The following is a 24292-nucleotide window of genomic DNA, read 5'->3' as shown; positions in this document are numbered from 1 at the left end:
ATTGTAAGCATTTAATTCCCTACGGCAACTATTTAAAAGTGGATACGGAACACAAAATCCTGAACAGTTGTTGGCCATCCACGGTATCGCTCAAAGGCACTGTTTCCTAGTTGCACTAACTGATAGACTGCCCTAGTCCAAGCCCAGCCATAAGATGTGTTGACATAAATCAGACACACATTGGGCGGACGCCGTCTCAGGCGGCGTCAGCGTTTAATCAAGAGACTAGGGGAATGCATGTCCAATCGTCAGGTTCGTTCGAACCTCACGCCGCTGGCGCTCGCCATCGCGGGTATCGTCTGCGGCGCTGCCGCGGCAGCACAGGAGGCGCCGGCCGCCGCAGTCATGCATACGGCCGAAGGCGGAATCCAGGAAGTGATCGTCACCGCGCAGCGCACCAGCGGCCTTGAATCGAAAACACCGGTCGCCATGTCGGTCGTCGACGGCGCCGCGCTCGCCGCGGCCGGACTCGATCGCCCGTCCGACATCGGCGCGCGCCTGCCCGGCGTGGCCATCAACGGCGCCGCCGACGGCCTGCGGATCACCATCCGCGGCGTGTCGAACGCCGACGCCACCGAGAAGGGAGAGCCGTCGGCCGCCTTCATGATGGACGGCATCTACATCGCCCGTCCGCACGGCCAGAACCTCGACTTCCTCGACGTCGACCGCATCGAAGTGCTGCGCGGCCCGCAGGGCACCCTGTACGGCCGCAACACCACGGCTGGCGTCGTCAACGTCATCTCGCGCGCGCCGACCGCGCGCTTCGAAGGCGCCGCGGGCGTCGAAATGGGCAACCACGGCAGCCGCAAGGCCGACGCGGTGCTGAACGTACCGGTGAGCGACGCCATCGCGCTGCGCGCCGCCGTGTCGACAAACCGCCGCGACAGCCTGCTGCGCAACGGGCAGGGCACGCCGCACACGCTCGGCCAGGACCGCGACGCCACGACAGGCCGCCTGTCGGCGAAGTTCGCGCTCGGCTCCTCGGCTTCGCTGCTGCTGCGCCTGGACCGCAGCGTCCAGCGCGACAACAACGACGTCATCGTCCCCGACACGAATTTTTACCAGGGTATCGAGACCGGCAACCCGGTACCGTACGACGCCGGCACGGTCGCGCGCCTGACGAATGCCTTCGTGCCGCCGAACACGGTGCCGGAGCAGGGCCACAGCCGCCGCGCCAGCACCGGTCTGGGCGCCGAATTCTCCTGGGACCTGGGCCCGGCCACCTTGCACTACCTGGGCGCGCACCGCAGGTTCGACCACGATTTCCTGGTCAACTATTACTACCGTATCGTGCCCGGCTTCGCGCTGGGCGTGCGCCAGGACTTCGACGGCAGCTTCGAGCAGGATTCGCACGAGCTGCGCGTGGCGACGAACGGCAACGGCCCCGTATCGGGGCAGGCCGGCATCTACTGGTTTCGCGAAGAGATGGCGCAGCTGGCCACCTTCCGCGACCTCGAACTCATCGGGCTGCCTCCGTACTACGTGTTCCCGTCGAATCCGGTCACCTCAAGCAGCCGCGCGCTCTTCGGCCAGGTCACATGGCGCGCGTTGGACGGCTTGCGCCTGACCGCCGGCGCCCGCCGTACCGAAGACCGCAAGTCGCGCTACGGTTCGACCAACCTGCAGCAGGAACAGGTGTTCAACCCGGCCACCGATATCGCCCTGCCGAATGCGGCCGCCCTTGCCACCGGCAAGACCACCTGGCGCCTCGGCGCCGAGTTCGACCTGGCGCCATCGACCATGGCCTATGCCACGGTCTCGACCGGCTACAAGTCGGGTGGCTTCAATGACGGAGCGGCGCCGGATCCTACGCTGGTCTACCGTCCCGAAACGCTGAAGGCTTACGAGCTGGGTATCAAGACCCGCTTCTGGGCCAACCGCGCCGGCCTGAACCTCAGCGCCTACCGCTACGCCTACGACAACCTGCAGCTGTCGGGCGTGGCCATGGTGCAGGGCGTGCCGCGCTTCGTCACCGCCAACGCGGGCGCCGCCAGCGTCAAGGGCGTGGAAGTGGAGGGCGTGCTGAAACCGGTGGCGGCAGGGCGCCTGAGTTATACGCTCGCGTTCACCGACGCCCACTATCTCGCCTACAGCCCGGACGGCGTTCACTCCTGGGCCGGTTACAAACTCGACCGCGCGCCGCGCGCCGTGTTCACGCTCGGCTACGAACATGGCTTCCAGCTGCGCGACGGCGTAATGAAAGCCGGCGTCTTCTCGCGCAGCAGCAGTGAATCCACGATCGGCGTGCCGAGCCAGCTGCTGCGCTACCGGATTCCGGGCCGCACCGAGACCGATATGCGCCTGGGCTACGAGCCGGCGGGTTCGCCCTGGAGCGTGCTGCTGCGCGTGAAGAACCTGCAGAACAAGGTCGAGCCGGTCACGATCGACAGCTTCGGCATGACCGTGCCGAGCGAGCCGCGCGCAGTCGCCTTGCGCGTCGATTACCGGTTCTGAACGGAAGTCCATCCATGACGCTCCCGCGCATCACCCTCGTCCTGCTGGCCCTGGTGGCGGCAAGCCTGCTCGTGCGCGCGCTGGGCGACACCAGCGGCCTGCTGGTGGCCAGTTCGGTGCTGATGTTCGCCTGCTGCGCCAGCAGCGCCGTCCACGTGCTGGGCGCGCGCGCGGCGCTGCGCTTCGTGCTGATCGCGGTCGTCCTCGGCTGGACGGCCGAGCAGCTCGGCTCGACCTATGGCTGGTTCTTCGGTTCCTATACCTATACCGAGGTGCTCGGGCCGCGCATCGGCAAGGTCCCTTTCGTGATCGCGCTGATGTGGTTCGCCCTGAGCTATATCGGCTACGTGATCGCCAACCTGATCGTCTGGCAGACGCCGAGCGACGGCGCCACCGCGCTCGGGCAGACGCTGGCGCAGTCGCTGCTGGCGGCGATGGTCGTCACCGCCTATGACCTCGGCGCCGATCCCTACATGGTGTTCAAGCTGAAGGCCTGGATCATGACGGAGACCGACGGCGGCTGGTTCGGCGAAACCCTGCAGGGCTTCGCCGGCTGGATGTTCGTCTCCTTCGTCATCGTCTTCCTGTTCCGCCTGACCCTGCGGCGGCAGCCGCCGGTCGCCAGGGTGCCGGTGGCGCCGCGCGACATCGCCGTGCCGCTGGCGATCTACGGCGGCAGCCTGCTGTTCCAGGCGCTGCTCGGCGTACCGGTCGAAACGCGCGCCATCGCCGTGTTCGCAATGGGCATTCCGCTGCTGGCCGCCCTGTGCGGCTGGAGCCGCTGGCGCCAGCCGGGCGTGCGCCTGGCGGGGGAGGCGTGATGGGGACCATGTCTGAACCGGTCGCCGCCGACCCGCGCCTGCGCGCCGATCCGCTGGCCGACGACACCATCGCGCGCATCCTCGGGCCATGGGGCGAGGGCACGCCGGCCCTGTCGCGCTGGGACGCGATCGCGGTCGTCAACCGCGAGCTGGCAGGCTGGGAGACCAACGGCGCGCTCGATGGCTGGACCGCTGCTGCGCAGACCCCGGCGCCGATCGCCGCAGCGCTCGAAGACTACGTACGGCAGGCACGCCGGCTGCCCGCCTGGGTCGACGCCGGCAAGGTCGGCTGCGCGGAATCGGTCTTCGTCGACATGAGCATGCTCTCGTGCACGCTGCTGTTTTGCGCCAGCCTGCCCGAGTGTTATGTGCCGGTTGACCTGGCCAGCGTGCTGCACACGGCCGGCCAGCTCGAGCGGCACACCGACTACCGGGTGCGGTCGACGGCGGCGATGATCTTCCCGGTGATGCTGCGCGGCGGCCTGCTCGATGCCGACGGCGGCGGGGTGGCGCAGGTGCTCAAGGTGCGCCTGATCCACGCCACGATCCGCCACCTGATCGTGCGCGGCAACCCGGGCGAGGCGCTCGAACACGGCGCCGCGGTACCCGCCTTGCTGCCCGAAGGCAAGGGCCTGTATCAAACCCTGTTCGCGCGCGGCTGGGACGTGAACGCCAACGGCCTGCCCTGCAACCAGCAAGAGCTGGCCTATACGCTGCTCACGTTTCACTATGTCTTCCTGCGCAGCCTGCGCCGCCTCGGCCTGGGCCTGACAAAAGAGGAGGAGGGCGCCTACCTGCACGCCTGGAACGTGGTCGGCCACCTGCTCGGCATCGAGCAAAGCCTGCTGGTGCAAACGATGAAGGAAGCCGAGGCCCTGTTCGCGCGCCTGCAGGGCGACGGACGCGCGCTGGCTGCAGCCCGCCATGCGCCGGCCACGCGCAAGGCCGGCGCCGCGTTCCATGCGCGCAGCACCGACCCGCGCCCGGCGCTGGCGAACGCCCTGATGGGGGCGATGCAGGCCGAGATTCCACTGCGTTCGTTAAAACCCTTCCCGGTGCTGCTGACGCGCTACCTGTGCGGACGCGAGACGGCGGCGGACCTGGGACTGGACGGGCGCGTGTCCCTGGTTTCGCGCGCCCTGTTCGCGCTCGGCATGGGCGTGACGCGCGCCGTCGATACCCTGGCGCGGGTGGTCCGGCCCGGCTTTTCGATCGCGCGCCTGGCCACGCGCATCCTCGGCTACCGCCTGACGGTGCGCTTCCTGATGGACCAGACGCGGCCCCTGAAACTGCCCGAAGCGCTGCTGCGCCAGGTCGCGGGCGCCGTGAACGACTGGGACGTCGACCCGCAGGCGCCCCGCTGGATGAACAGCATCGAGCGCCGCTTCCGCCCCGATGCCGCCCCAAGCCCACAGGAGGAAGCCGCATGATGTGGTCCGTGTCGCCCCGGCTGCGCGCAGCCCTCGCGCTGCTGCTGCTCCTGGTGCTGTCGCTTGCTTTCCTGCCGCGCGCCCGGGCGGCGTCACCGCTGGTGCTCGACGACCGCAGCGGCAGCGTCGAGGCCTGGCCCGCGCTGACGATGTTCACCGACCCCGGCGGCAAGCTCGGGATCGAGGCCGTGCTGGCCGAACCGCAGCGCTTTACCGCGCCCGTGTCGAGCCATGCGACGCTCGGGGTGCAGAACGACCCGGTCTGGCTGCACATCCCGGTCAGGGTGCCGGCCGGCAGCCGCGCGGCCTGGATCGCGGAGATCGATTACGCGGTCCTGAACAAGGTCGAGTTCTTCGTGGTGAGCGAGGGTGTCCTGCGCCAGCATGGCGTGGCCGGCAACCTGCAGCCGCCGCAAGCGGGCGGGCGCCGGGTGCGCACGCCGGCCGTGCTGCTCGACCTGCTGCACGGCCAGCGCCACGACATCTACCTGCGCATCGAGAATACCGGTGCGATGGTGCTGCCGCTGCGCTTCTCGCAGCCCGCGGTATTTCATGCCGATGCCGTCAACGAGCAGATGCTGCAAGGCCTGCTGCTGGGCCTGAGCCTGTGCTTGCTGCTTTACAGCCTGGCCCAGGCGCTGAACCTGCGCGAGCCGCTGTTTGGCAAGTACGCGCTGATGATCGCCGGCACGACCCTGTTCTCGGCCGAGTTCTTCGGCATCGGCAGCCAGTACTTCTGGGGCGCCAACGCCTGGATGAACATCCATGCCGGCGGCCTGTTCGCCCTGATGTCCTCCTGCGGCGCCTACCTGTTCGTCGAGCAGGCGCTCGCGCGTCCCGGCAAGGACCGCATCTTCAGCCGCCTGATGAAAACCGGCGCCGCGCTCACCGCTTGCGCCGCGCTGGCATTCGCTGCTGACCTGATCAGCGTCGGGCAGCTGGTGATCATCGTCAGCACGCTCGGCATCATGCCGATGCTGCTGGGCCTGCCGGGCGCACTGAATCGCGCGCGCCGCGGCGACCCGGTCGGCCTGTATTTCCTGCTCGGCTGGGCACTGAGCTTCACCGGCTCGCTCGTGCTGAGCCAGATGATCAACGGCGCGGTGGACGCCGGCTTCTGGACCATGCACTCGCTGCAGTTCACGAATGCGGTCGACATGGTCATCTTCATGCGCGTGCTTGGCCTGCGCACGGGTGCGATCCGCAATGCCATGCTGCGCGCGGAAGCGGCGACCCGCCTGAAATCGGACTTCCTGGCCAACATGAGCCACGAGATCCGCACCCCGATGAATGCGATCATCGGCATGAGCCGGCTGGCCCTGATGGCCGATCCGGCACCGCGCCTGCGCAACTACCTGGGCAAGATCCTGGGCGCGGGCGAACACCTGCTCGGCATCGTCAACGACATCCTCGATTTCTCGAAGATCGAGGCCGGCCAGCTGAAGATCGAGCAGGTCGAGTTCGACCTCAACGACCTGCTCGAGCACCTGTCCAACCTCACCGCCATCAAGCTCGATGCGCGCCGCGTCGAACTCGTGTTCCGCGTCGGACGCGGCGTGCCGGCGCGCCTGGTCGGCGATCCGCTGCGCCTGGGCCAGATCCTGATCAACCTCACCAGCAATGCCGTCAAGTTCACCGGGGAGGGCGAGATCGTCGTCGGCGTCGAGGTGGCAGCGCGCAGTACCGGCGCATTGACCCTGCGTTTCTGCGTCACCGACACCGGCATCGGCATGGACGCGGACCAGCTGGCGCGCCTGTTCCAGTCCTTCCGCCAGGGCGACGATTCGATCACGCGCAAGTACGGCGGCACGGGTCTCGGCCTCTCGATTTCGAAGCAGCTGGTCGAATTGATGGGCGGCGCGATCGCCGTCACCAGCACCCCGAACGTCGGCAGCAGCTTCAGTTTCACGGTGCCGCTCGGGCAGGCGGGGAGCGCGCCCGGCGTGCTTTCCGCTCCCGGAGCCGCGCTCCAGCAGATGCGCCTGCTGGTGGTCGACGACAGCGAGACGGCGCGCGCTGCGCTGGTCGAAATGTTGGAGGGCTTCGGCATCGCCGCCGACGCGGCCTCGTGCGGAAAAGAGGCGCTGGCACGATGGAAGGACGCGGCAGCACGCGGCAAACCCTACCAGGTCGTGCTGATGGATTACCTGATGCCGGGCTGGGACGGCGTCGAGACGATCCGCCGTATCCGCGCGGCCGGGGATATCGGCGCCGCGCCCTCGATCCTGATGGTCAGCGCCTGCGCCCGCGAAACGGTACAGCTGCAGGCGGGACAGCTGCAGCTGCAGGGCTTCCTGAACAAGCCGGTGGGCCCGGCGCTGCTGTACCACAGCCTGCTGCGGGTGCTGCGTCCGGACCTGGCCCCGGGCGGTGCGCCCGAGCGGATGGAAGCGGACCCGCGCGGCCTGGCGCGGCTGCGCGGTGCGCGCATCCTGCTGGTCGAGGACAACGCCAACAACCGCGAAGTGGCGCTCGACTTCCTGGCCGCCGCCCCGGTCCACGTCGACGTCGCCGTCCACGGCGGCGAGGCGGTCGAGATGGTGCAGCTGCACGACTACGACCTGGTGCTGATGGATATCCAGATGCGCGAGGTCGACGGCCTCACCGCCACGCGCCGCATCCGCGCCATCGAGCGCCTGCGCGCGCTGCCGATCGTCGCCATGACCGCGCACGCAATGGCGGGCGACCGCGAACGCAGCCTCGCGGCCGGCATGAACGACCATCTCGCCAAGCCGATCGATCCGGACCTGTTGTTCCGCACCCTGCTGGCCTGGATCGATCCGGCGCGCCTGGATGGGCGCGCAGCGCCGGCCGCGCAGGTTGAGACGCTGCCGGGCAACGACACCGTCCTGCTGCCGGCCGTGCCCGGCGTCGACTGGGACACGGCGCTGGCCGGCGTCAGCCACCAGCATGCGCGCCTGATCAAGCGCGTGCGCAGCTTCGTGCAGGAATACCGCGCCGCGCCGCGCCAGCTGGCCGAGGCCCTGGCCAGCGGCGACGAGGCCCCGCTGGCAGCGCTGGCGCACAACCTGAAGTCGAGCGCGGCCTATGTCGGCGCCTACGAGCTGGCGGCGCAGGCCCGGCGCCTCGAGGAAGCGCTGCGCGCCGATGACGCGCAACGCGCGGCCGGCATGGTGCCGGCCCTGATCGCGACCCTCGACACCATCCTGGCCGGGATGGCGCCGCTGGCCGGTCCGCGCGACCAGCCCGCGCGCCCGCCCGACGGCTTGCCGACGCTGGTGGCGCGCCTCGCGGCCCAGCTGGCGGCGGACGACGCCCGCGCCCGCGACACCCTGGCCGAACTGCAGGCGCGGCTCCCCGCCGCCGCCTTTGCTGCGCCCCTGGCCGCAATCGCGCACGCCGTGAGCGAGCTCGAATACGAGGCCGCCCTGGCGCCGCTCGCCGAACTGGAAGGGCTGCTGCGCCCGAACCTGGAGGAATGCGCATGACGCCAGCCGAACCGCAGAAAGTCCTGGTCGCCGACGACGACCCGGTCAACCGTGACGTGCTGTGCGAGCTGCTCCAGCCCGAGTACACGGTGCTGCTCGCGAAGAACGGCGCCCAGGCCGTCGAGCGCGCGACGCGCCACGTGCCCGACCTGGTCCTGCTCGACGTGATGATGCCGGACATGAGCGGCTTCGAAGTCCTGCGCCGCCTGCGCGCCACGCCCCAGACCGAACACGTCTCGGTCATCTTCATTTCGGGCCTCGACCGTCCGGAAGACGAAGCGGCCGGCCTCAAGATGGGCGCCTCCGACTACATCGCCAAGCCCTTCAATGCGACGGTGGTGCTGGCGCGGGTGGCGCTGCACCTTCAATTGGTGCGCCAGCGGCGCCTGCTCGAACACCTGGCCCACGTCGACGGCCTGACCGAGCTGGCCAACCGGCGCCGCTTCGACGACGTCTACGACCTCGAATGGCAGCGCGCCCGCCGCAGCGGCCGGCCGCTGTCGCTGGCCCTGCTCGACATCGACTCCTTTAAACAGTTCAACGATTTATATGGCCACCCGGCCGGCGACCGCGCCCTGCGTGCGGTTGCGCGCGTGGCCGGCACCCACATGCGGCGCCCGGCCGACCTGGCGGCGCGCTACGGCGGCGAAGAGCTGGTGCTCCTGATGCCGGAAACCGATGCCGTTCAGGCGCTGCAGATCGCGCAGGCCTTGCGCCAGGCAGTGGCCGAGCTGATGATCGCCCATGCCGGTTCCGCGGCGGCGTCCTGCATCACGGTCAGCATCGGCGGCGCCAGCCTCGACCCGGCCCAGGCGGAAAGCTCGGCAGCGCTGTTCGAGGCGGCGGATGTGCAGTTGTATCGGGCCAAGCAGGGCGGACGCAATCGGGTGATGTGGCGGGGCGCGCAAGAAGCGCTTACTGACGCGGGATAATTGTTATTTCTGGCTGGGAAATGCAATGCGCCTTTGTCGAGGGAATACTTGTTGCCTGATCAATTGCGTTAGTTCACTAACATAGCGCTCACTGCTGGTCGGTTATGTTGTTCGTTGAATCGAAGACAACTGATCAACCAGCGAGGACCGCATGACCACACGCAATAACAAATCCGGCGCCACCGATGGCGCCGGTTCCGTACTGAGCACCGTCGCCGGGCCATCGACCAGCACGCCGCCATCGAGCCTGGGCAGCAGCGATCCGGTTCCCGAGCGCCTGCTCGAGAAAACCAGCGCCGAAAAGGACCTGGCCGCCGCCATGCCCTTCAATCCGAACAAGCCGGCCGAGTACGGCGATGCGTCGGGCACCCCACCCGAGGGCGACCATCACCAGCCGTCGACGCCGGCCGCGACCGGCAGCACGAGCAGCGAAATCATGATGTCGGAGAAGGTCGGCAACGGCCAGCCGCCGGTCGGCCAGAATCCGACCGTGGCGCCGCTTGACCGCGTGCGTGTGGATCCGAGCGACCGCCACCTGACCACCAACCAGGGCGTGCCGGTGGCGGACAACCAGCATTCGCTCAAGATCGGCCTGCGCGGACCGACCGCGATGGAAGATTTTATTCTGCGCGAAAAGATCACCCATTTCGACCATGAACGCATTCCCGAGCGCGTGGTGCATGCGCGCGGCTCGGCCGCGCACGGCTATTTCGAGTCCTACGGCGACTTCAGCGAACTGACCCGCGCGGTCCCGTTCGCCGCCAAGGGCAAGCGCACCCCGGTCTTCGTGCGCTTCTCGACCGTCGCCGGCGAACGCGGCTCGACCGACACGGCGCGCGACGTGCGCGGCTTCGCGGTCAAGTTTTATACGGAGCAGGGCAACTGGGACCTGGTGGGCAACAACATCCCGGTCTTCTTCATCCAGGATGCGATGAAATTCCCGGACCTGGTGCACGCCGCCAAGCCGGAACCGCACCATGCGATGCCGCAGGCCGCCACGGCCCACGACACCTTCTGGGACTTCGCCTCGCTGTCTCCGGAAATCGCGCACATGCTGATGTGGGTGATGTCCGACCGCGCCATCCCGCGCAGCTACCGCACGATGCAGGGCTTCGGTGTGCACACCTTCCGCCTGATCAACGCGCAGGGCGAGTCGCGCTTCGTGAAATTCCACTGGACCCCGTTACAGGGCACGCACTCGCTGGTCTGGGACGAGGCGGTGCGTATTTCCGGCGCCGATTCCGACTTCCACCGGCGCGACCTGTGGGAAGCGATCGAGGGCGGCAATTTCCCGGAATGGGAACTGGGCCTGCAAATCTTCACCGAAGAGCAGGCCGCATCCTTCCCCTTCGACATCCTCGATGCCACCAAGCTGGTGCCGGAAGAGCTCGTTCCGATCACGCCGGTCGGCCGCATGGTGCTCGACCGTAACCCGGACAACTTCTTTGCCGAGACCGAGCAGGTGGCCTTCTGCACCGCGCACATCGTGCCGGGCATCGATTTTTCCAATGACCCGCTGCTGCAAGGCCGCAACCACTCCTACCTGGACACCCAGATCAGCCGCCTGGGCGGCGCGAATTTCCATGAAATTCCGATCAATTCGCCGATCGTCCAGATCCAGAACAACCAGCGCGACGGCATGCACCGCCAGGCCATCAACCGCGGCCGTGTGAACTACGAGCCGAACTCGCTGGGCGGTGGCTGTCCATTCCAGGCCGGCAAGGCCGGCTTCACCAGCTTCCCGGAACGCTTCACGACCGAAGACAAGGTGCGCGGCAATCCCGCCCTGTTCGCCGAGCACTACGGCCAGGCGCGCCTGTTCTACCAGAGCCAGAGCGCGGCCGAGCAGACCCACATCGCCAACGCCTTCCGCTTCGAGCTGACCCGGGTGCAAACCCCGGCCGTGCGCGAGCGCATGCTGGCTTTGCTGGCGAATGTCGACGACGGCCTGGTGGCCAAGGTGGCCGAAGGCCTGGGGATGGACGTGCCGGCGCCGCTGCCGATGGCCAGCCCGGATCCGGTCCCGGTCTACGATCCATCGCCGGCGCTGTCGCTGCTGAGCCGTCCGGGCGAAACCGGCATCCGCACCCGCCGCGTGGCGATCCTGGTGGCCAATGGCGTGGACGGCAAACAGGTGCGCAAGCTGTATGCGGACTTGCTGAAGGATGGCGCCGTGCCTCGCCTGGTGGGCAACATGCTGGGCAAGGTCAAGGCCAGCGCCGGCGACCCGCTGGATGTCGAGATCTCGCTCGAAGCCGGCCCGTCGGTGATGTACGACGCCGTGATCGTGCCCGATGGCGACAAATCGGCCGAGCTGCTGGCGCGCAACGCCCACGCGATCGACTTCCTGCGCGAGCAGTACCGCCATTGCAAGCCGATCATGGTGCTGGGCAGCGGCGCCGCTTTGCTGGCCAAGGCCATGATTCCGGCGACGCTGCCGGATGGTTCGGACGATCCGGCGCTGCTGGTCGATGCCGGCCTGGATGCCTTCAAGCAGGCGCTGGCCAGCCACCGCTCCTTCGCGCGCGAGACCGATCCGCCGATGGTCTGATCTATCCTGGCCCGCGCTGTTCGGCGGGCTTGCGGAAAGCCGTCCGGAATGCGCGCAGCGCAGCCGGATGGTAGACCGTACGGTGGTTTTCTTCGGGGAAGGCCGCCAGTTCGAAGCGCAGACCGGGTGCTGCGGCCGTGTCGAACACTTGCTTGAGCCGGCCAGCGAGCGCCGGCATACCCGGTTCGCCGCTGGCGGCGACGAACAGCGTTTTATTCCCATGACGCCGCGTGCGCAGCTGCGCCGCCCCCTTCGCCAGCAAGCCTTCGCGATTCCACCACAGGCTCGGATCGACGGCGATATAGGTGTCGAACATCTCCGGGGCGACAAAATACGTTTCCATCACGAACAGGCCGGCCAGCGATTCGCCGACGATGGCCGTTTCGCCCGTGGTCCGGTAACGCCCGCTAATCGCCGGCATCAGCTCGGTGCGGATGAAAGCGCGAAACGCTTCCGAGCGCCCGATCACGGGCGCGATCTTGCGGTCTTCCGGATCGTCGCTGGGGCCCGTCAGGTCGCGGCGGCGCTGCGTGTTTTCGATACCGACGAGCATGAACGGGCGCATGGTGCCGCTCGCGACCGAGATCTGCAGCAATCCCGCGATATGCAGGAAATCCTCTTCCAGGCCGCCGTCAGGCATGTACAGGACGGGCAGGGGCGCGCCGTTTGCGGCCGGCGCGTTATAAACATTGATGCGGCGGTTCTCACCGAGCACGCTGGAGGGCAGCATGAAGGTGTCGCCGATCGCCAGCGGCGCCGCGGCAAGCGCCGACTGGGCACCGGCGCGTGCGCAGGCGGCGAGGGCGGCCAGCGCGGCGGCGGCCTGTAACACGGTTCGGCGGTTGGTCAATGCGGCTCCTCGGCAGTGTGCGTGCCGAGCAGTGTGCCTGTCCGCCGCGCGCAGGGTCAAGTACTGCGTTCAGACGCCGCCGGCGTAACCGTTCTGGCGCCAGGCCTCGTAGACCACGACCGCCACCGTGTTCGACAGGTTCAGGCTGCGGTTGTCCGGCATCATCGGCAGGCGGATGCGTTGGGATGCCGGAAAGCTTTCGCGGAAGGCAGGTGCGAGGCCGCGCGATTCGGGTCCGAAGACGAACACGTCGCCCGGTTTGAATGCGGCGTCGGCGAAGGGGGAGGAACCGTGGGTCGTCAGCGCGAACATGCGGCTCGGGTCGGGCTGGGTGTCCGCCAGGAAGGCTTCCCAGTTCTTGTGCACCTTCATCGTCGCGTAGTCGTGGTAATCGAGCCCGGCGCGGCGCATCTTGGCGTCGTCGAGGGGGAAACCGAGCGGTTCGATCAGGTGCAACTGGACGCCGGTGTTGGCGCACAGGCGGATGACGTTGCCCGTGTTGGGCGGGATTTCCGGTTCAAACAGGACTACGTGAAACAAGCGCTTCTCCTCGATCAATGGGGTGGCGTGCGGGCGAACACCAGGTTCGTCACCCGCAGCGCGCCGGCCGCCTTCAGGGTGGCGGCCAGTTCGTTCAATGTGTGGCCGCTCGTCATGACGTCGTCGACGACGCCGACGTGGCGGCCCTGTATTCTCTCTGCCATGTCCGGCGCGATCTCGAAGGCGCCGCGGATGTTGGCCGCCCGTTCGCGCGGCCTCACGCCCGACTGCGCGGCCGTCTCGACGGCACGCGTTGCCAGGCGCGGCTGCAGCCCGACACCGAGCGCACTCGCCAGCGGCCGGGCGATCTCGAGCGCCTGGTTGAAGCCGCGCTCCCGCAAGCGGCGCGGCCCCAGCGGGACCGGGCACAGCAGATCGGGCAGGGGCAAGCCGGGCCGCGCCAGCACCGCGTCCCGCAGCAGGCCCGCGCACCAGGGCGCCAGCGGCAGCCGGGCGCCGAATTTCAGGCCGAGCACCAGGCCGTCGAGCGGCGCCGCGTAATCGACGGCGACGACCGTGGCATCATGAGCCGGTTCGTCGGCAAGGCAGGCGCCGCAGGCTTGCCCGGGCAGTTCTGTTGGGCCAAGCGGGTTGGCGCAGCAGGGACAGCGCGGTCCGCCAGGCGCCGCGTAACTCAGCGTGCAGGACGCGCAGACGGCACCCGGCGCCTGCTCGCCGCACAGGGCGCACGAACTTGGCAACAGCATGGGCAGCAGCCGGCCGGCCAGGGCGCGCGGCCAGCGCAGCAACAACGGTTCGATGCGCTCACCCATCGGCTCGGCTCTCCGCAAACCTGTACACTTCCGCCATTATCTCATTTGAACGCAACAGAACCATGGCTTCTCCCTCGTCCCCATCGAAAATGAGCGCACCGATTGACCAGTCGCGTGTGCGTGCACTGTTCGCGGAACCGCAGCGCGTGGCCGCTGCCGACTTCCTGCGCCGCGAGATCGCCGCGCGCATGCACGAGCGGCTGAGCCTGGTAAAGATCGTGCCGCAGCGCGTGCTCGACGCCGGCTGCGGCACCGGGCCCGATCTCGGCACCCTGCAAAAAACCTATCCGGCGGCCCAGATCATCGGCATGGATGCCTCGAGCGCCATGCTGGCCGAGGCTAAAGCGCCGGCGCCGGCGCTGCGCTCGCTGAACCAGATGCTCAGCCGCCTGATGCCGGCCAAGGCCGGCGTCGATCTTCTTTGCGGCGACTTTGGAATCCTGCCATTCGGTCCGAACTCGCTCGACCTGGTGTGGTCGAACCTGGCGCTGCACTGGCATCCGCAGCCCGACCGCGTGTTCGCCGAGTGGCGCCGCGTGCTGCGCGTCGATGGTTTATTGATGTTCTCGAATTTCGGTCCCGACACCTTCAAGGAACTGCGCGCCGCCTTTGCCGAGCTCGACGAATCGCCGCATACCTTGCCCTTCGTCGACATGCACGATTTCGGCGATCAACTGGTGGAAGCCGGCTTCTCGACGCCGGTGATGGATGCCGAGCGCATCACCGTCACCTATGGCACGGTCGAGGCGCTGCTGGCGGATGTGCGGGCGATCGGCGGCAACCCGCTGGCGACGCGCCGGCGCGGGCTGGTCGGGCGCGCGGCCTGGCAGCGCATGGTGGATGCACTGGAAGCGCAGCGTGGGGCGGACGGCAAGATTGGCTTGAGTTTCGAGGTGATTTATGGCCACGCGTTCCGGCCCGTGCCGAAGACGACGGCGGCGGGGGAGGCGATCGTGCAATTCCGGCCGCGCAAGCCGTGATGTCGGCCGTGGATATCCTGTCGCGGCCCGGTTGGAAGATCCGGGCTACGGTGGCGATGCACGCGTGGGCACAGGTGCTCACGCGTTCGTGCCGGAGAAACCCGGGTACTGGTATAAATCGCTAACACGGCTAACTCGCAGCGGCAAGGCCGATACGGCAACGCTCGATGCTCTAATGCATGAAATATCACAGCGATGGCAAGGATTTTCCTTGAATAAAAATTAGCGATTTGAGTATAATCAATGACTATTTTTTCGTCCTCTGCCCTGTAAACATTGAAAAACAGGGTGAAATGGTGGAAGAATTAGAAAATTGAAAAGCAGCATCAGCAAGTTTGGCGCCCGTCAGTGTTGTTGCAGTTGCTGATGGACGAGCATGGTTTCAACCAGTTGCGCGTCCACAAGCCGTGCCGCCGGGAACCAGCTTGCACTTGGTTTCGGAGCGGCGGCGGTTCGTTCATGGAATTGCTGACCGTTTAAAAATATTCTTATTTTGGGTGGTTGGGGACAATTCATGACATATGCAAAGCGACTTCACGCCTTGGTGCTCGGTCTCGCAGTATGGACCAGTATCCCGGCACTGGCGGCCCCGGAAATCACGGGGCGGCCGGTGGAACACCAGTTGAACATGCAAACTCCGGTGACTGGGATCGGCGCTGACATCTACAGCTTGCACAACTGGATGATGCTGGTCTGCCTCATCATCTTCCTCGGCGTCTTCGGCGTCATGTTCTACTCGGTGTTCAAGCACCGCAAATCCCTCGGCCACAAACCGGCCACCTTCCACGAATCGACCGCCGTCGAAATCGCCTGGACCATCGTTCCCTTCCTGATCGTCATCGGCATGGCCCTGCCTGCCACCAAGACGGTCGTCGCCCTGAAGGACACCTCGAATGCCGATTTGACCATCAAGGCCACCGGCATGCAGTGGAAATGGGGCTACGACTACCTGAAGGGCGAAGGCGAGGGCATCAGCTTCCTGTCGAACCTGTCGACCCCGCGCAGCCAGATCGGCGAGCCGGGCGTGGCGCCGACCGAAGCACGCGGCGAAAACTACCTGCTCGAAGTCGACAGGGAAGTGGTGGTCCCGGTCGGCAAGAAGGTCCGCATGGTCCTGACCGCCAACGACGTGATCCACGCCTGGACGATTCCGGCGTTTGCCATCAAGCAGGATGCGATTCCCGGTTTCGTGCGCGACGCCTGGTTCAAGGCCGACAAGGTCGGCGTCTACCGCGGCAACTGCGTCGAGCTGTGCGGCAAGGACCACGCCTTCATGCCGATCGTGGTGCGCGTCGTCTCCGCCGAGGATTACACTGCCTGGGTCGCGGGCGAGAAAAAGAAAATGGCCGCGCTGGCCGACGATCCGACCAAGGTCTGGACCATCGACGAACTGAAAACCAAGGGTGAAGCCGTCTACGCCGCCAACTGCGTGGCTTGCCACCAGGCCAACGGCAAGGGCATCCCGAACACCTTCGCGCCGCTCGACGGTTCGCCGGTCGTGAACGGCCCCAGGGCGCACCAGGTCGACGTGCTGCTGCATGGCCAGGATACGCCGGCCTATGCGGCGGCCATGCCGGCCTGGAAGCAGCTGTCGGATTCGGACATTGCGGCGGTGATTACCTATACCCGCAATTCCTGGTCGAACAAGGCCGCCGAAAACATCGTCCAACCGGCCGAAGTGCTGGCTGCACGCAGCAAGTAACGTAGCAAGCAAGATCGTTTCCAGGATACTGACATGACTACCAGCACTCTCGATCACGCGCACGACGACCATCACGGCCACGACCACGCGCATCACGACATGCCGACCGGCGCCCGCCGCTGGCTGTTCGCCACTAACCACAAGGACATCGGCACCCTGTACCTGTGGTTCGCCTTCACCATGCTGCTCTCGGGCGGCGTGCTGGCGCTGATGATCCGCACCGAGCTGTTCCAGCCCGGCCTGCAGTTCTTCCGTCCCGAGTTCTTCAACCAGCTGACCACCATGCACGGCATCGTGATGGTGTTCGGCGCGATCATGCCGGCCTTCGTCGGCTTCGCCAACTGGATGATCCCGCTGCAGGTGGGAGCGTCCGACATGGCCTTCGCGCGCATGAACAACTTCTCGTTCTGGCTGCTGCCGCCGGCCGCGTTCCTGCTGGCCGCGTCCTTCTTCGTGCCGGGCGGCGCCACCGCCGCCGGCTGGACCCTGTATGCGCCGCTGTCGACCCAGATGGGCCCGGGCATGGACATGGCGATCTTCGCCCTGCACATCATGGGTGCTTCGTCGATCATGGGTTCGATTAACATCATCGTCACCATCCTGAACATGCGCGCGCCCGGCATGACCCTGATGAAGATGCCGATGTTCTGCTGGACCTGGCTGATCACCGCCTTCCTGCTGATCGCCGTGATGCCGGTGCTGGCAGGCGCCATCACCATGACCCTGACCGACCGCCACTTCGGCACCTCATTCTTCAATGCCGCCGGCGGCGGCGATCCGGTCATGTACCAGCACATCTTCTGGTTCTTCGGCCACCCCGAGGTCTACATCATGATCCTGCCGGCCTTCGGCATCGTCTCGCAGATCATCCCGGCCTTTGCACGTAAACCCTTGTTCGGCTATGCCTCGATGGTCTACGCGACCGCCTCGATCGCCGTGCTGTCCTTTATCGTCTGGGCCCACCACATGTTCACCACCGGCATGCCGGTGACCTCGCAGCTGTTCTTCATGTACGCCACCATGCTGATCGCGGTGCCGACCGGCGTGAAGGTGTTCAACTGGGTCGCCACCATGTGGAAGGGCTCGATGACCTTCGAGACGCCGATGCTGTTCGCGGTCGGCTTCCTGTTCGTGTTCACGATGGGCGGCTTCACCGGCCTGATCCTGGCCGTGACGCCGATCGACATCCAGGTGCAGGACACCTATTACGTGGTGGCCCACTTCCACTACGTGCTGGTGGCCGGCTCGCTGTTCGCGCTGTTCGCCGGCTTCTACTACTGGGCGCCGAAGTGGACCGGCCACATGTATCCGGAAGGCCGCGGCAAGGCGCACTTCTGGCTGTCGCTGATCACGTTTAACATCACCTTCTTCCCGATGCACTTCCTGGGCCTGGCCGGCATGCCGCGCCGCTATGCCGACTACGCGGTGCAGTTCACCGACTTCAACATGATCGTCTCGGTCGGCGCCTTCGGCTTCGGCCTGTCGCAGGTCTACTTCCTGCTGTTCGTGGTGCTGCCGACGATCAAGGGCGGTCCGAAAGCGGAAGCCAAACCATGGGAAGGCGCGGAAGGCCTGGAGTGGACCGTGCCGAGCCCGGCGCCGTTCCACACCTTCGAGAACCCGCCGCTGGTGAAGTGATGAATCAGCCGACGAAGCCGAACGCCAAGGCGAGGAACGTTCGAACAGCTTTGGTGCTGGCTCTGGTTGCCGCGTTCTTCTTCGCGGCCGTCATCCTCAAGCGCCTGTGGATGTGACGTGAGCTACACGCCTATCGAACGCCTGCGCCTGAACCGCTCCACCTTCGGCAAGCTGGTGGTGGTGGCGGTGGCGATGTTCGGCTTCGGCTATGCGCTGGTGCCGGTCTACCGCCAGGTCTGCGAGGTACTCGGCATCAATGTGCTGACCCAGAAGGACGGTACGGTCGAGCGCCCGGCGAACACCCAGGTCGACACCACGCGCACGATCACGGTGGAACTCGATGGCAACTCGCAGGGGCCGTGGCGCTTCCGTCCGACCACGCGCAGCATCGAGGTGCATCCGGGCGAATTGGCGACCGTGGTCTACGAAGTGGTGAATACCCAGGCGCGCGCCGTGAAAGCGCAGGCGATCCCGAGTTACGCGCCACAGTCGGCGACGCCGCATTTCAAGAAGGTCGAGTGCTTCTGCTTCCGCGAGCAGCTCATGCAGCCGAACGAAGCGCGCCAGATGCCGGTGGTATTCTTCATCGACCCGAAGCTGCCGAAGGAAGTCAAAACGATCACGCTGTCGTACACCTTCTTCGAGGTGTCCGGCGCGGTGGCGGCGAAATAGATGGAACAGAACGAACAGCCGCGCCGCAAGGCTTCGTTCGCGGCCTCGATGAAGGCCGTGTTCTGGTCCTTCTTCGGAGTGCGCAAGCGGCGCGATTACGAGGATGACGCGGTGAACCTGAATCCGGTTCACGTGATCGTGGCGGCGTTGCTGGGTGTCGCGATATTTATCGGCGTGCTGTTGTTGTTGGTGAAGCTAGCGGTTGCACAATAATAGTTTTAAGCATTTCAATTCAACGCATTAGAACAACGTTCCAGGAGATGAAGATGAGTGTGTCAAAGACCGCGCCGCATTATTTCGTGCCGGGCCCCTCCATGTGGCCGATGGCCGGCGGCTTCTCGATGCTGGTGACCATGCTCGGCGCGTCCGGCTGGGTCAACGGCGCCTCCTGGGGACCTGGCGTCTGCCTGGCCGGCATCGTATCGATGCTGGTGGTGCTGTATTTCTGGTTCGGCGACGCCATCCAGGAGTCGGAAACCGGCCAGTACAGCCAGCGCATCGATTCTTCCTTCCGCTGGTCGATGAGCTGGTTCATCTTCTCTGAGGTCATGTTCTTTGCCGCCTTCTTCGGCGCGCTGTTCTATGCCCGCGCGATCTCGATGCCCTGGCTGGCCGATCTCGACCACAAGGTGCTGTGGCCCGACTTCGCCGCCCAGTGGGGCAATACCGGCCCGGCCGGCACGGTCGAAGCCTTCAGCACGATGGGGCCGTTCCCGATCCCGACGATCAACACCGCCTTGCTGCTGACCTCGGGCGTGACGCTGACCATCGCCCACCACGCGCTGCGCGAGGGGCATCGCCGCAATACGGCCGTGTTCCTGTTCTTCACGATCCTGCTGGGCGCGATCTTCATGGGCTTCCAGGCCTACGAATACATCCACGCCTACCATGAGCTGAACCTGAAGCTGACCTCGGGCATCTATGGCTCCACCTTCTTCATGCTGACCGGCTTCCACGGCTTCCACGTGACCATGGGCGCGATCATGCTGTCGGTGGTGCTCTACCGTGTGCTGAAGGGGCATTTCACGGCCGATCACCACTTCGGTTTCGAAGGCGCGGCCTGGTACTGGCACTTCGTCGACGTCGTATGGCTGGGCCTGTACGTCGTGGTCTACTGGTTGTAATCAGTACTCAGGTTGGAATAGCAAGGGACAGCCAGCTGGCTGTCCTTTGTCGCATCTGAGGGTTCAGCGGATGCCGGTCGGGTGGATCCAGCCCATCTTGTAGGATGCGAGCACGATCAGGAACAGCGTGATCGACAGGCCGACCCGCATCGCCAGCGCCTGCACCGTGCGGTTGCTGCGGCCCTTGTCCTTCATCAGGAAGAACAGCGCCGAGCCGAGGCTGGCGATGATCAGGATGAAGGCGATGGCGATGAAGGTTTTCATGGTCGGGCCGCTGTGTGGAGTAAAGGTCAATTGTAATGCGTTTGGCATTTCGTTTTAGGGTCATTCCGTTCCTTGCCACGGTGGTGCTGGTGGTGCTGGGGATTGTGCTGGGGAACTGGCAGACGAGGCGGGCGGAGGAGAAGCTGGGGATTGCGGCGCGGCTTGCCGAGCGTGGTGCGCAGGCGCCGGTGGTCTACGGTAGCGGTGGTGGTGTGGATGGGCACGAACGCGTGGGCGGTGCCCACCCTACGGTACGCAAGGAGGCGGCGATGTCGGGGAGCGCAGTCGGCACGCATGTGTCCCCGGATATCGAGTATCGGCGGGTGCGGGTTACCGGCGAGTGGGTGCCGGGCTGGCCGCTGTTCCTGGATAACCGGCCGCTGAATGGGCGGGCCGGATTCGTTCTGGCGATGCCGTTTAAAATAGCGGGCTCGAACAAACATGTACTGGTGCTGCGCGGGTGGTTGCCGCGTGATGCGGGCGACTATGCGAGGCTGCCGGGCTTTCAAACGCCGGCCGGCACCGTGACCATCGAGGGCATCGCCACGCTGAGCGCGGGGCACGTCATGCAGCTCGGCGGCGCAGCTGACATCAAGCCGGGCGTGCGGGTGCAGAACGTCGACGTCGACACCGTGGCGAAGGCCAGCGGCCTGGCGCTGATGCCCTTCTTCGTCCAGCAGACAGGGCAGGGCGAAGGCCTGGTGCGCGCGTGGCCGGCCCCGGACACGGGCGTCGACAAACACCGCGGCTACGCCTTCCAGTGGTATGCATTGGCGGCCATGGCTGCCTTATTTTTCGTGATTACAGGGTTTCGAAGTGGAAGAAAACACGTTGTCTGAACAAGCGTCAAAAAAGGCTCGCCGCGATGGGCGCCTCAAATTGTTCGTCCTGCTGTTCGTCTGCGCGGCGCCGATCATCGCCTCGTATGTGACTTATTACATCATCAAGCCGAGCGGGCGCACGAATTACGGCGCCTTCATCGACCAGCGTTCGCATCCGATGCCCAAGCTCGCCAGCACGACGCTCGACGGCCGCCCGGAGTCGCTCGAGAACTACGCCGGCAAATGGATCATGCTGAAAGTCGGCGGCGGCGCCTGCGACGAGGCCTGCAGCAAGCAGCTGTTCGCGATGCGCCAGCTGCGCACCATGCAGGGCAAGAACATGGACCGCGTCGAACGGGTCTGGCTGATTACCGATAAAGAGCCGGTCGACACCATGCTGATCCGCATGTACGACGACATGCACATGCTGCGCGTCTCGCCCGAACAGCTGGCGAAATGGCTGCCGGTGGAAGCGGGTACGAAGTTGGAAGATCACATCTTCCTGATCGACCCGCGCAGCAACCTCATGATGCGCTTCCCGAAAGACCCGGACCCGCGCAAGGTGAACAAGGATCTGGCCAAACTGCTCAAAGCCTCGGCGATCGGATAAGCAGGCATGCATCCGTCCACCCTCCTGCAACTGGCCCTGATGGGCCTGTTCGTGGCCAGCATTCCCCTGACCATGGTCTGGCTCTCCGCCGACGCCAACAAATACCGCAAGCTGGTCTGGGTGATGGCGTTTTTGACCTTCGACCTGATCGTGTTCGGCGGTTTTACGCGGCTGACCGACTCGGGCCTCGGCTGCCCTGACTGGCCTGGCTGCTACGGCGCCGCGAATCCCTTCATCGCGCATGAGCAGATCGCCGCGGCCGAGGCGCTGATGCCGACCGGGCCGGTGACCAAAGTAAAAGCCTGGATCGAAATGATCCACCGCTACCTGGCGATGGGCATCGGCGTATTGATCATGGCCCTGATGTTCCAGTCGGTCCGCCAGTGGCGCAAGACCCATCAACAGGCCTTTGCCCCGGCGCTGCCGGTGGCGCTGTTCCTGTTCGTCTGCGTGCAGGGCGCCTTCGGGGCCTGGACCGTGACCCTGAAACTGCAGCCGGTGATCGTCACCATCCACCTGCTGCTGGGCATGGGCTTATTGGCGATGCTGGTCTGGCTGGGCGGGCGCGAAGACTACCTGCTGCATCCGCCGGCCCCGAGCCGGGACCTGGCCGGCCTGCGCGCCTTGCGCACGCTCGCGCTGCTGGCCGCGATCGTCGTGGTGCTGCAGATCGCGCTCGGCGGGTGGGTGAGCACTAACTACGCGACCCTGGCCTGCGACGAATTCCCGCTGTGCGATGGCAAATTCATACCGGAGATGGACTTCGAACACGGCTTTACCCTGTGGCGCGAACTGGGCAAGACGGCGGCCGGCCACTACCTGCAGTTCTCGGCCCTGGTGGCGATCCACTGGGTGCACCGGAATTTCGCGATGATCGTCGCGCTGGTGCTGGGCCTGGCTGCCTGGCGTGCCGCGCGCCAGCCGGCGCTGCGCAAAACAGCGAAACTCATCGCAGCGGTACTGCTGGCGCAGCTGTTCACGGGCATCGCGACGGTCTTCTTCGACTTCCCGCTGGCCATTGCCGTATTGCATAACGCCGGGGCTGCTCTCCTCGTCCTGCTGGTGACCATGTTAAACTACAAGGTCAAGCACCTGCTCGACGTGTCGCAGCGCACCCCCGCGAATGCAGACCTTCCTGCGAACTCGTATCGATGACCACCCAGACCGCCCTCCAATCGACCAGCCGCATCTCCCAGTACTGGCAGCTGACCAAGCCCCGGGTAACCCAGCTTGCCGTCTTCTGCGCCATCATCGGCATGTTCCTGGCCACCGACGGCTTCCCCGGCTGGCGCGTGCTGGTCGCCGGCACGATCGGCATCTGGCTGCTGGCCGGTGCGGCCTTTGCCGTCAACTGCCTGATCGAAGCCGAGATCGATTCGCGCATGGCGAGAACGGCCCGCCGCGCCACCGCGCGCGGCGAACTGACGCGCAACCAGACGCTCGTCTTCTCCGCCGTCATCGGCGGCCTCGGCATGTGGGTGCTGTACGCCTTCGTCAATCCGCTGACCATGTGGCTGACCTTCGTGACTTTCGTCGGCTATGCCGTCGTCTACACGATCTACCTGAAACCGGCGACGCCGCAGAACATCGTCATCGGCGGCCTGTCGGGCGCGATGCCGCCGGCCCTCGGCTGGGCGGCGGTGGCCAACGAGGTGCCGATGCAGGCCTGGCTGCTGGTATTGATCATTTTCGTCTGGACTCCGCCGCATTTCTGGGCGCTGGCCATGTACCGGCGCGACGATTACGCGCGCTCGGGCCTGCCGATGCTGCCGATCACCCACGGCATGGACTACACCGGACAGCAGGTCTGGCTGTATTCGCTGGCCCTCAGCGCGACGACCTTGTTGCCCTTCGCGGTGCGCATGAGCGGCCTGATCTACCTGGTGGCGGCGATCGTCCTGAATGCGCTGTTCCTGCGCCACAGCTGGCGCGTGCACAAGCACTACAGCGACCAGACCGCGCGCAAGGCTTTTGCATACTCGATCCTCTACCTGTCGCTGCTGTTCGCGGCGCTGCTGGTCGACCATTATTTTCGCTTTTGATTCGCAGGTTCCGACACCATGAAACGACTGCTCACCGCCGGGATGATCGCGCTGGCCTTGCTCACCGCCGGTTGCGACAAGCTCGCATTGGATAAGCTGACATCCAAGCCGGTGGCCTTCCAGAACACCGATCTCACCGGCCTCGATTACGCGAAAGGCTTTTCGCTGACCGACCACACCGGCAAGCCGCGCACCCTGGCCGACTTCAAGGGCAAGCTGGTGGTGCTGTTCTTCGGCTACACCCAGTGCCCGGACGTCTGCCCGACCACGATGGCCGAGATGGCCGCCGTGATGAAGGAGCTGGGTCCGGCCGCCGACGAGGTGCAGGTGCTGTTCGTCACCCTCGACCCGGAACGCGATACCCAGGAGCTGCTCGCTTCCTACGTGCCCGCCTTCGACAAGCGTTTCATTGGCCTGCGCGGCACGCCCGAGCAGACGGCGGCCACCGCCAAGGAATTCAAGGTCTTCGTGTCGAAAGTGCCGGGCAAGGAGCCGGGCAGCTATACGGTCGACCACACGGCCGGCAGCTATGTGTTCGACAAGGAAGGGCGCGTGCGCTTGTTCCTGCGCCATGGCCAGGGACCCGCCCCAATCGTCCACGACTTACGACAGCTGCTATGATCTCGTGAGGGAAGCCCG

The 24292-nt window shown here is 65.9% G+C and carries 22 protein-coding genes; 18 read left to right on the top strand and 4 right to left on the bottom strand.

The window, feature by feature from the left end; genetic code table 11:
- Positions 1–237: 237 nt before the first annotated feature.
- From LPB04_RS01430 to LPB04_RS01405, 6 genes are all read left to right on the top strand, one after another.
- Entirely contained in the window at positions 238–2454 is a 2217-nt protein-coding gene (locus LPB04_RS01430) for a TonB-dependent receptor (RefSeq protein ID WP_227496583.1), read from the top strand.
- Positions 2455–2468: 14 nt separating this feature from the next.
- A complete protein-coding gene (locus tag LPB04_RS01425) occupies positions 2469–3275 on the top strand; it encodes a carotenoid biosynthesis protein (RefSeq protein ID WP_193687043.1) in 807 nt (268 codons plus the stop codon).
- Complete coding sequence (locus LPB04_RS01420; RefSeq protein WP_227496582.1) at positions 3275–4705, top strand: oxygenase MpaB family protein; 1431 nt, start codon at positions 3275–3277, stop codon at positions 4703–4705. The genes LPB04_RS01425 and LPB04_RS01420 overlap by 1 nt, the downstream gene beginning before the upstream one ends.
- On the top strand, positions 4702–8154 hold the full coding sequence (locus LPB04_RS01415; RefSeq protein WP_227496581.1) for a hybrid sensor histidine kinase/response regulator: 3453 nt from the start codon (positions 4702–4704) through the stop codon (positions 8152–8154). Before LPB04_RS01420 ends, LPB04_RS01415 begins: the two co-directional genes overlap by 4 nt.
- Positions 8151–9086 carry a diguanylate cyclase gene (locus LPB04_RS01410; protein WP_193687042.1) on the top strand — a complete coding sequence of 312 codons (936 nt, stop codon included), beginning with the start codon at positions 8151–8153 and terminating at the stop codon, positions 9084–9086. Before LPB04_RS01415 ends, LPB04_RS01410 begins: the two co-directional genes overlap by 4 nt.
- A gap of 151 nt (positions 9087–9237) precedes the next feature.
- Positions 9238–11637, top strand: a complete 2400-nt coding sequence (locus LPB04_RS01405; RefSeq protein ID WP_193687041.1) for a catalase — start codon at positions 9238–9240, stop codon at positions 11635–11637.
- 1 nt (position 11638) lies between these two features.
- On the opposite strand, the gene LPB04_RS01400 is transcribed toward LPB04_RS01405, so the two are convergent.
- From LPB04_RS01400 to LPB04_RS01390, 3 genes are all read right to left on the bottom strand, one after another.
- Positions 11639–12487 (bottom strand): alpha/beta hydrolase, encoded by an 849-nt coding sequence (locus LPB04_RS01400; protein ID WP_227496580.1) that lies wholly within the window; start codon positions 12485–12487, stop codon positions 11639–11641.
- A gap of 69 nt (positions 12488–12556) precedes the next feature.
- Positions 12557–13027 (bottom strand): tRNA (uridine(34)/cytosine(34)/5-carboxymethylaminomethyluridine(34)-2'-O)-methyltransferase TrmL, encoded by a 471-nt coding sequence (gene trmL / locus LPB04_RS01395; RefSeq protein WP_193687040.1) that lies wholly within the window; start codon positions 13025–13027, stop codon positions 12557–12559.
- A gap of 14 nt (positions 13028–13041) precedes the next feature.
- On the bottom strand, positions 13042–13800 hold the full coding sequence (locus tag LPB04_RS01390; RefSeq protein WP_193687039.1) for a ComF family protein: 759 nt from the start codon (positions 13798–13800) through the stop codon (positions 13042–13044).
- An 89-nt stretch (positions 13801–13889) separates the two neighbouring features.
- On the opposite strand from LPB04_RS01390, the gene LPB04_RS01385 reads away from it, so the two are divergent.
- From LPB04_RS01385 to LPB04_RS01360, 7 genes are all read left to right on the top strand, one after another.
- A complete protein-coding gene (locus LPB04_RS01385) occupies positions 13890–14780 on the top strand; it encodes a methyltransferase domain-containing protein (RefSeq protein WP_193687038.1) in 891 nt (296 codons plus the stop codon).
- 514 nt (positions 14781–15294) lie between these two features.
- Positions 15295–16482: a cytochrome c oxidase subunit II gene (gene coxB, locus LPB04_RS01380; protein WP_193687037.1), complete on the top strand. Its 1188-nt coding sequence runs from the start codon at positions 15295–15297 to the stop codon at positions 16480–16482.
- Positions 16483–16515: 33 nt separating this feature from the next.
- Positions 16516–18120, top strand: a complete 1605-nt coding sequence (ctaD, locus tag LPB04_RS01375; RefSeq protein ID WP_193687036.1) for a cytochrome c oxidase subunit I — start codon at positions 16516–16518, stop codon at positions 18118–18120.
- Positions 18120–18236 carry a cytochrome oxidase small assembly protein gene (locus LPB04_RS23950; protein ID WP_227496579.1) on the top strand — a complete coding sequence of 39 codons (117 nt, stop codon included), beginning with the start codon at positions 18120–18122 and terminating at the stop codon, positions 18234–18236. The genes ctaD and LPB04_RS23950 overlap by 1 nt, the downstream gene beginning before the upstream one ends.
- A 1-nt stretch (position 18237) precedes the next feature.
- Positions 18238–18792 (top strand): cytochrome c oxidase assembly protein, encoded by a 555-nt coding sequence (locus LPB04_RS01370; protein WP_227496578.1) that lies wholly within the window; start codon positions 18238–18240, stop codon positions 18790–18792.
- Positions 18793–19005: a DUF2970 domain-containing protein gene (locus LPB04_RS01365; protein WP_193687035.1), complete on the top strand. Its 213-nt coding sequence runs from the start codon at positions 18793–18795 to the stop codon at positions 19003–19005. It begins immediately after the preceding gene.
- Between the two features lie 53 nt (positions 19006–19058).
- Complete coding sequence (locus LPB04_RS01360; RefSeq protein WP_193687034.1) at positions 19059–19916, top strand: cytochrome c oxidase subunit 3; 858 nt, start codon at positions 19059–19061, stop codon at positions 19914–19916.
- 63 nt (positions 19917–19979) lie between these two features.
- On the opposite strand, the gene LPB04_RS01355 is transcribed toward LPB04_RS01360, so the two are convergent.
- A complete protein-coding gene (locus LPB04_RS01355) occupies positions 19980–20180 on the bottom strand; it encodes a twin transmembrane helix small protein (protein WP_193687033.1) in 201 nt (66 codons plus the stop codon).
- Positions 20181–20215: 35 nt separating this feature from the next.
- Between LPB04_RS01355 and LPB04_RS01350 the strand changes: the two genes are divergently transcribed.
- The 5 genes from LPB04_RS01350 to LPB04_RS01330 are packed head-to-tail and all read left to right on the top strand — an operon-like array spanning position 20216 to position 24274.
- Positions 20216–21019 (top strand): SURF1 family protein, encoded by an 804-nt coding sequence (locus tag LPB04_RS01350; RefSeq protein WP_193687032.1) that lies wholly within the window; start codon positions 20216–20218, stop codon positions 21017–21019.
- A gap of 40 nt (positions 21020–21059) precedes the next feature.
- Complete coding sequence (locus LPB04_RS01345; RefSeq protein WP_227496577.1) at positions 21060–21611, top strand: SCO family protein; 552 nt, start codon at positions 21060–21062, stop codon at positions 21609–21611.
- Between the two features lie 6 nt (positions 21612–21617).
- Complete coding sequence (locus LPB04_RS01340) at positions 21618–22766, top strand: COX15/CtaA family protein (RefSeq protein ID WP_193687030.1); 1149 nt, start codon at positions 21618–21620, stop codon at positions 22764–22766.
- Positions 22763–23653 (top strand): heme o synthase, encoded by an 891-nt coding sequence (cyoE, locus tag LPB04_RS01335; RefSeq protein ID WP_193687029.1) that lies wholly within the window; start codon positions 22763–22765, stop codon positions 23651–23653. The genes LPB04_RS01340 and cyoE overlap by 4 nt, the downstream gene beginning before the upstream one ends.
- A gap of 18 nt (positions 23654–23671) precedes the next feature.
- On the top strand, positions 23672–24274 hold the full coding sequence (locus LPB04_RS01330) for an SCO family protein (RefSeq protein ID WP_193687028.1): 603 nt from the start codon (positions 23672–23674) through the stop codon (positions 24272–24274).
- Positions 24275–24292 lie beyond the last annotated feature (18 nt).

The organism is Massilia litorea (genome assembly GCF_015101885.1).
Classification (GTDB): Bacteria; Pseudomonadota; Gammaproteobacteria; order Burkholderiales; family Burkholderiaceae_D; genus Telluria; species Telluria litorea.
This window is presented reverse-complemented; position numbering and strand designations above follow the sequence as displayed.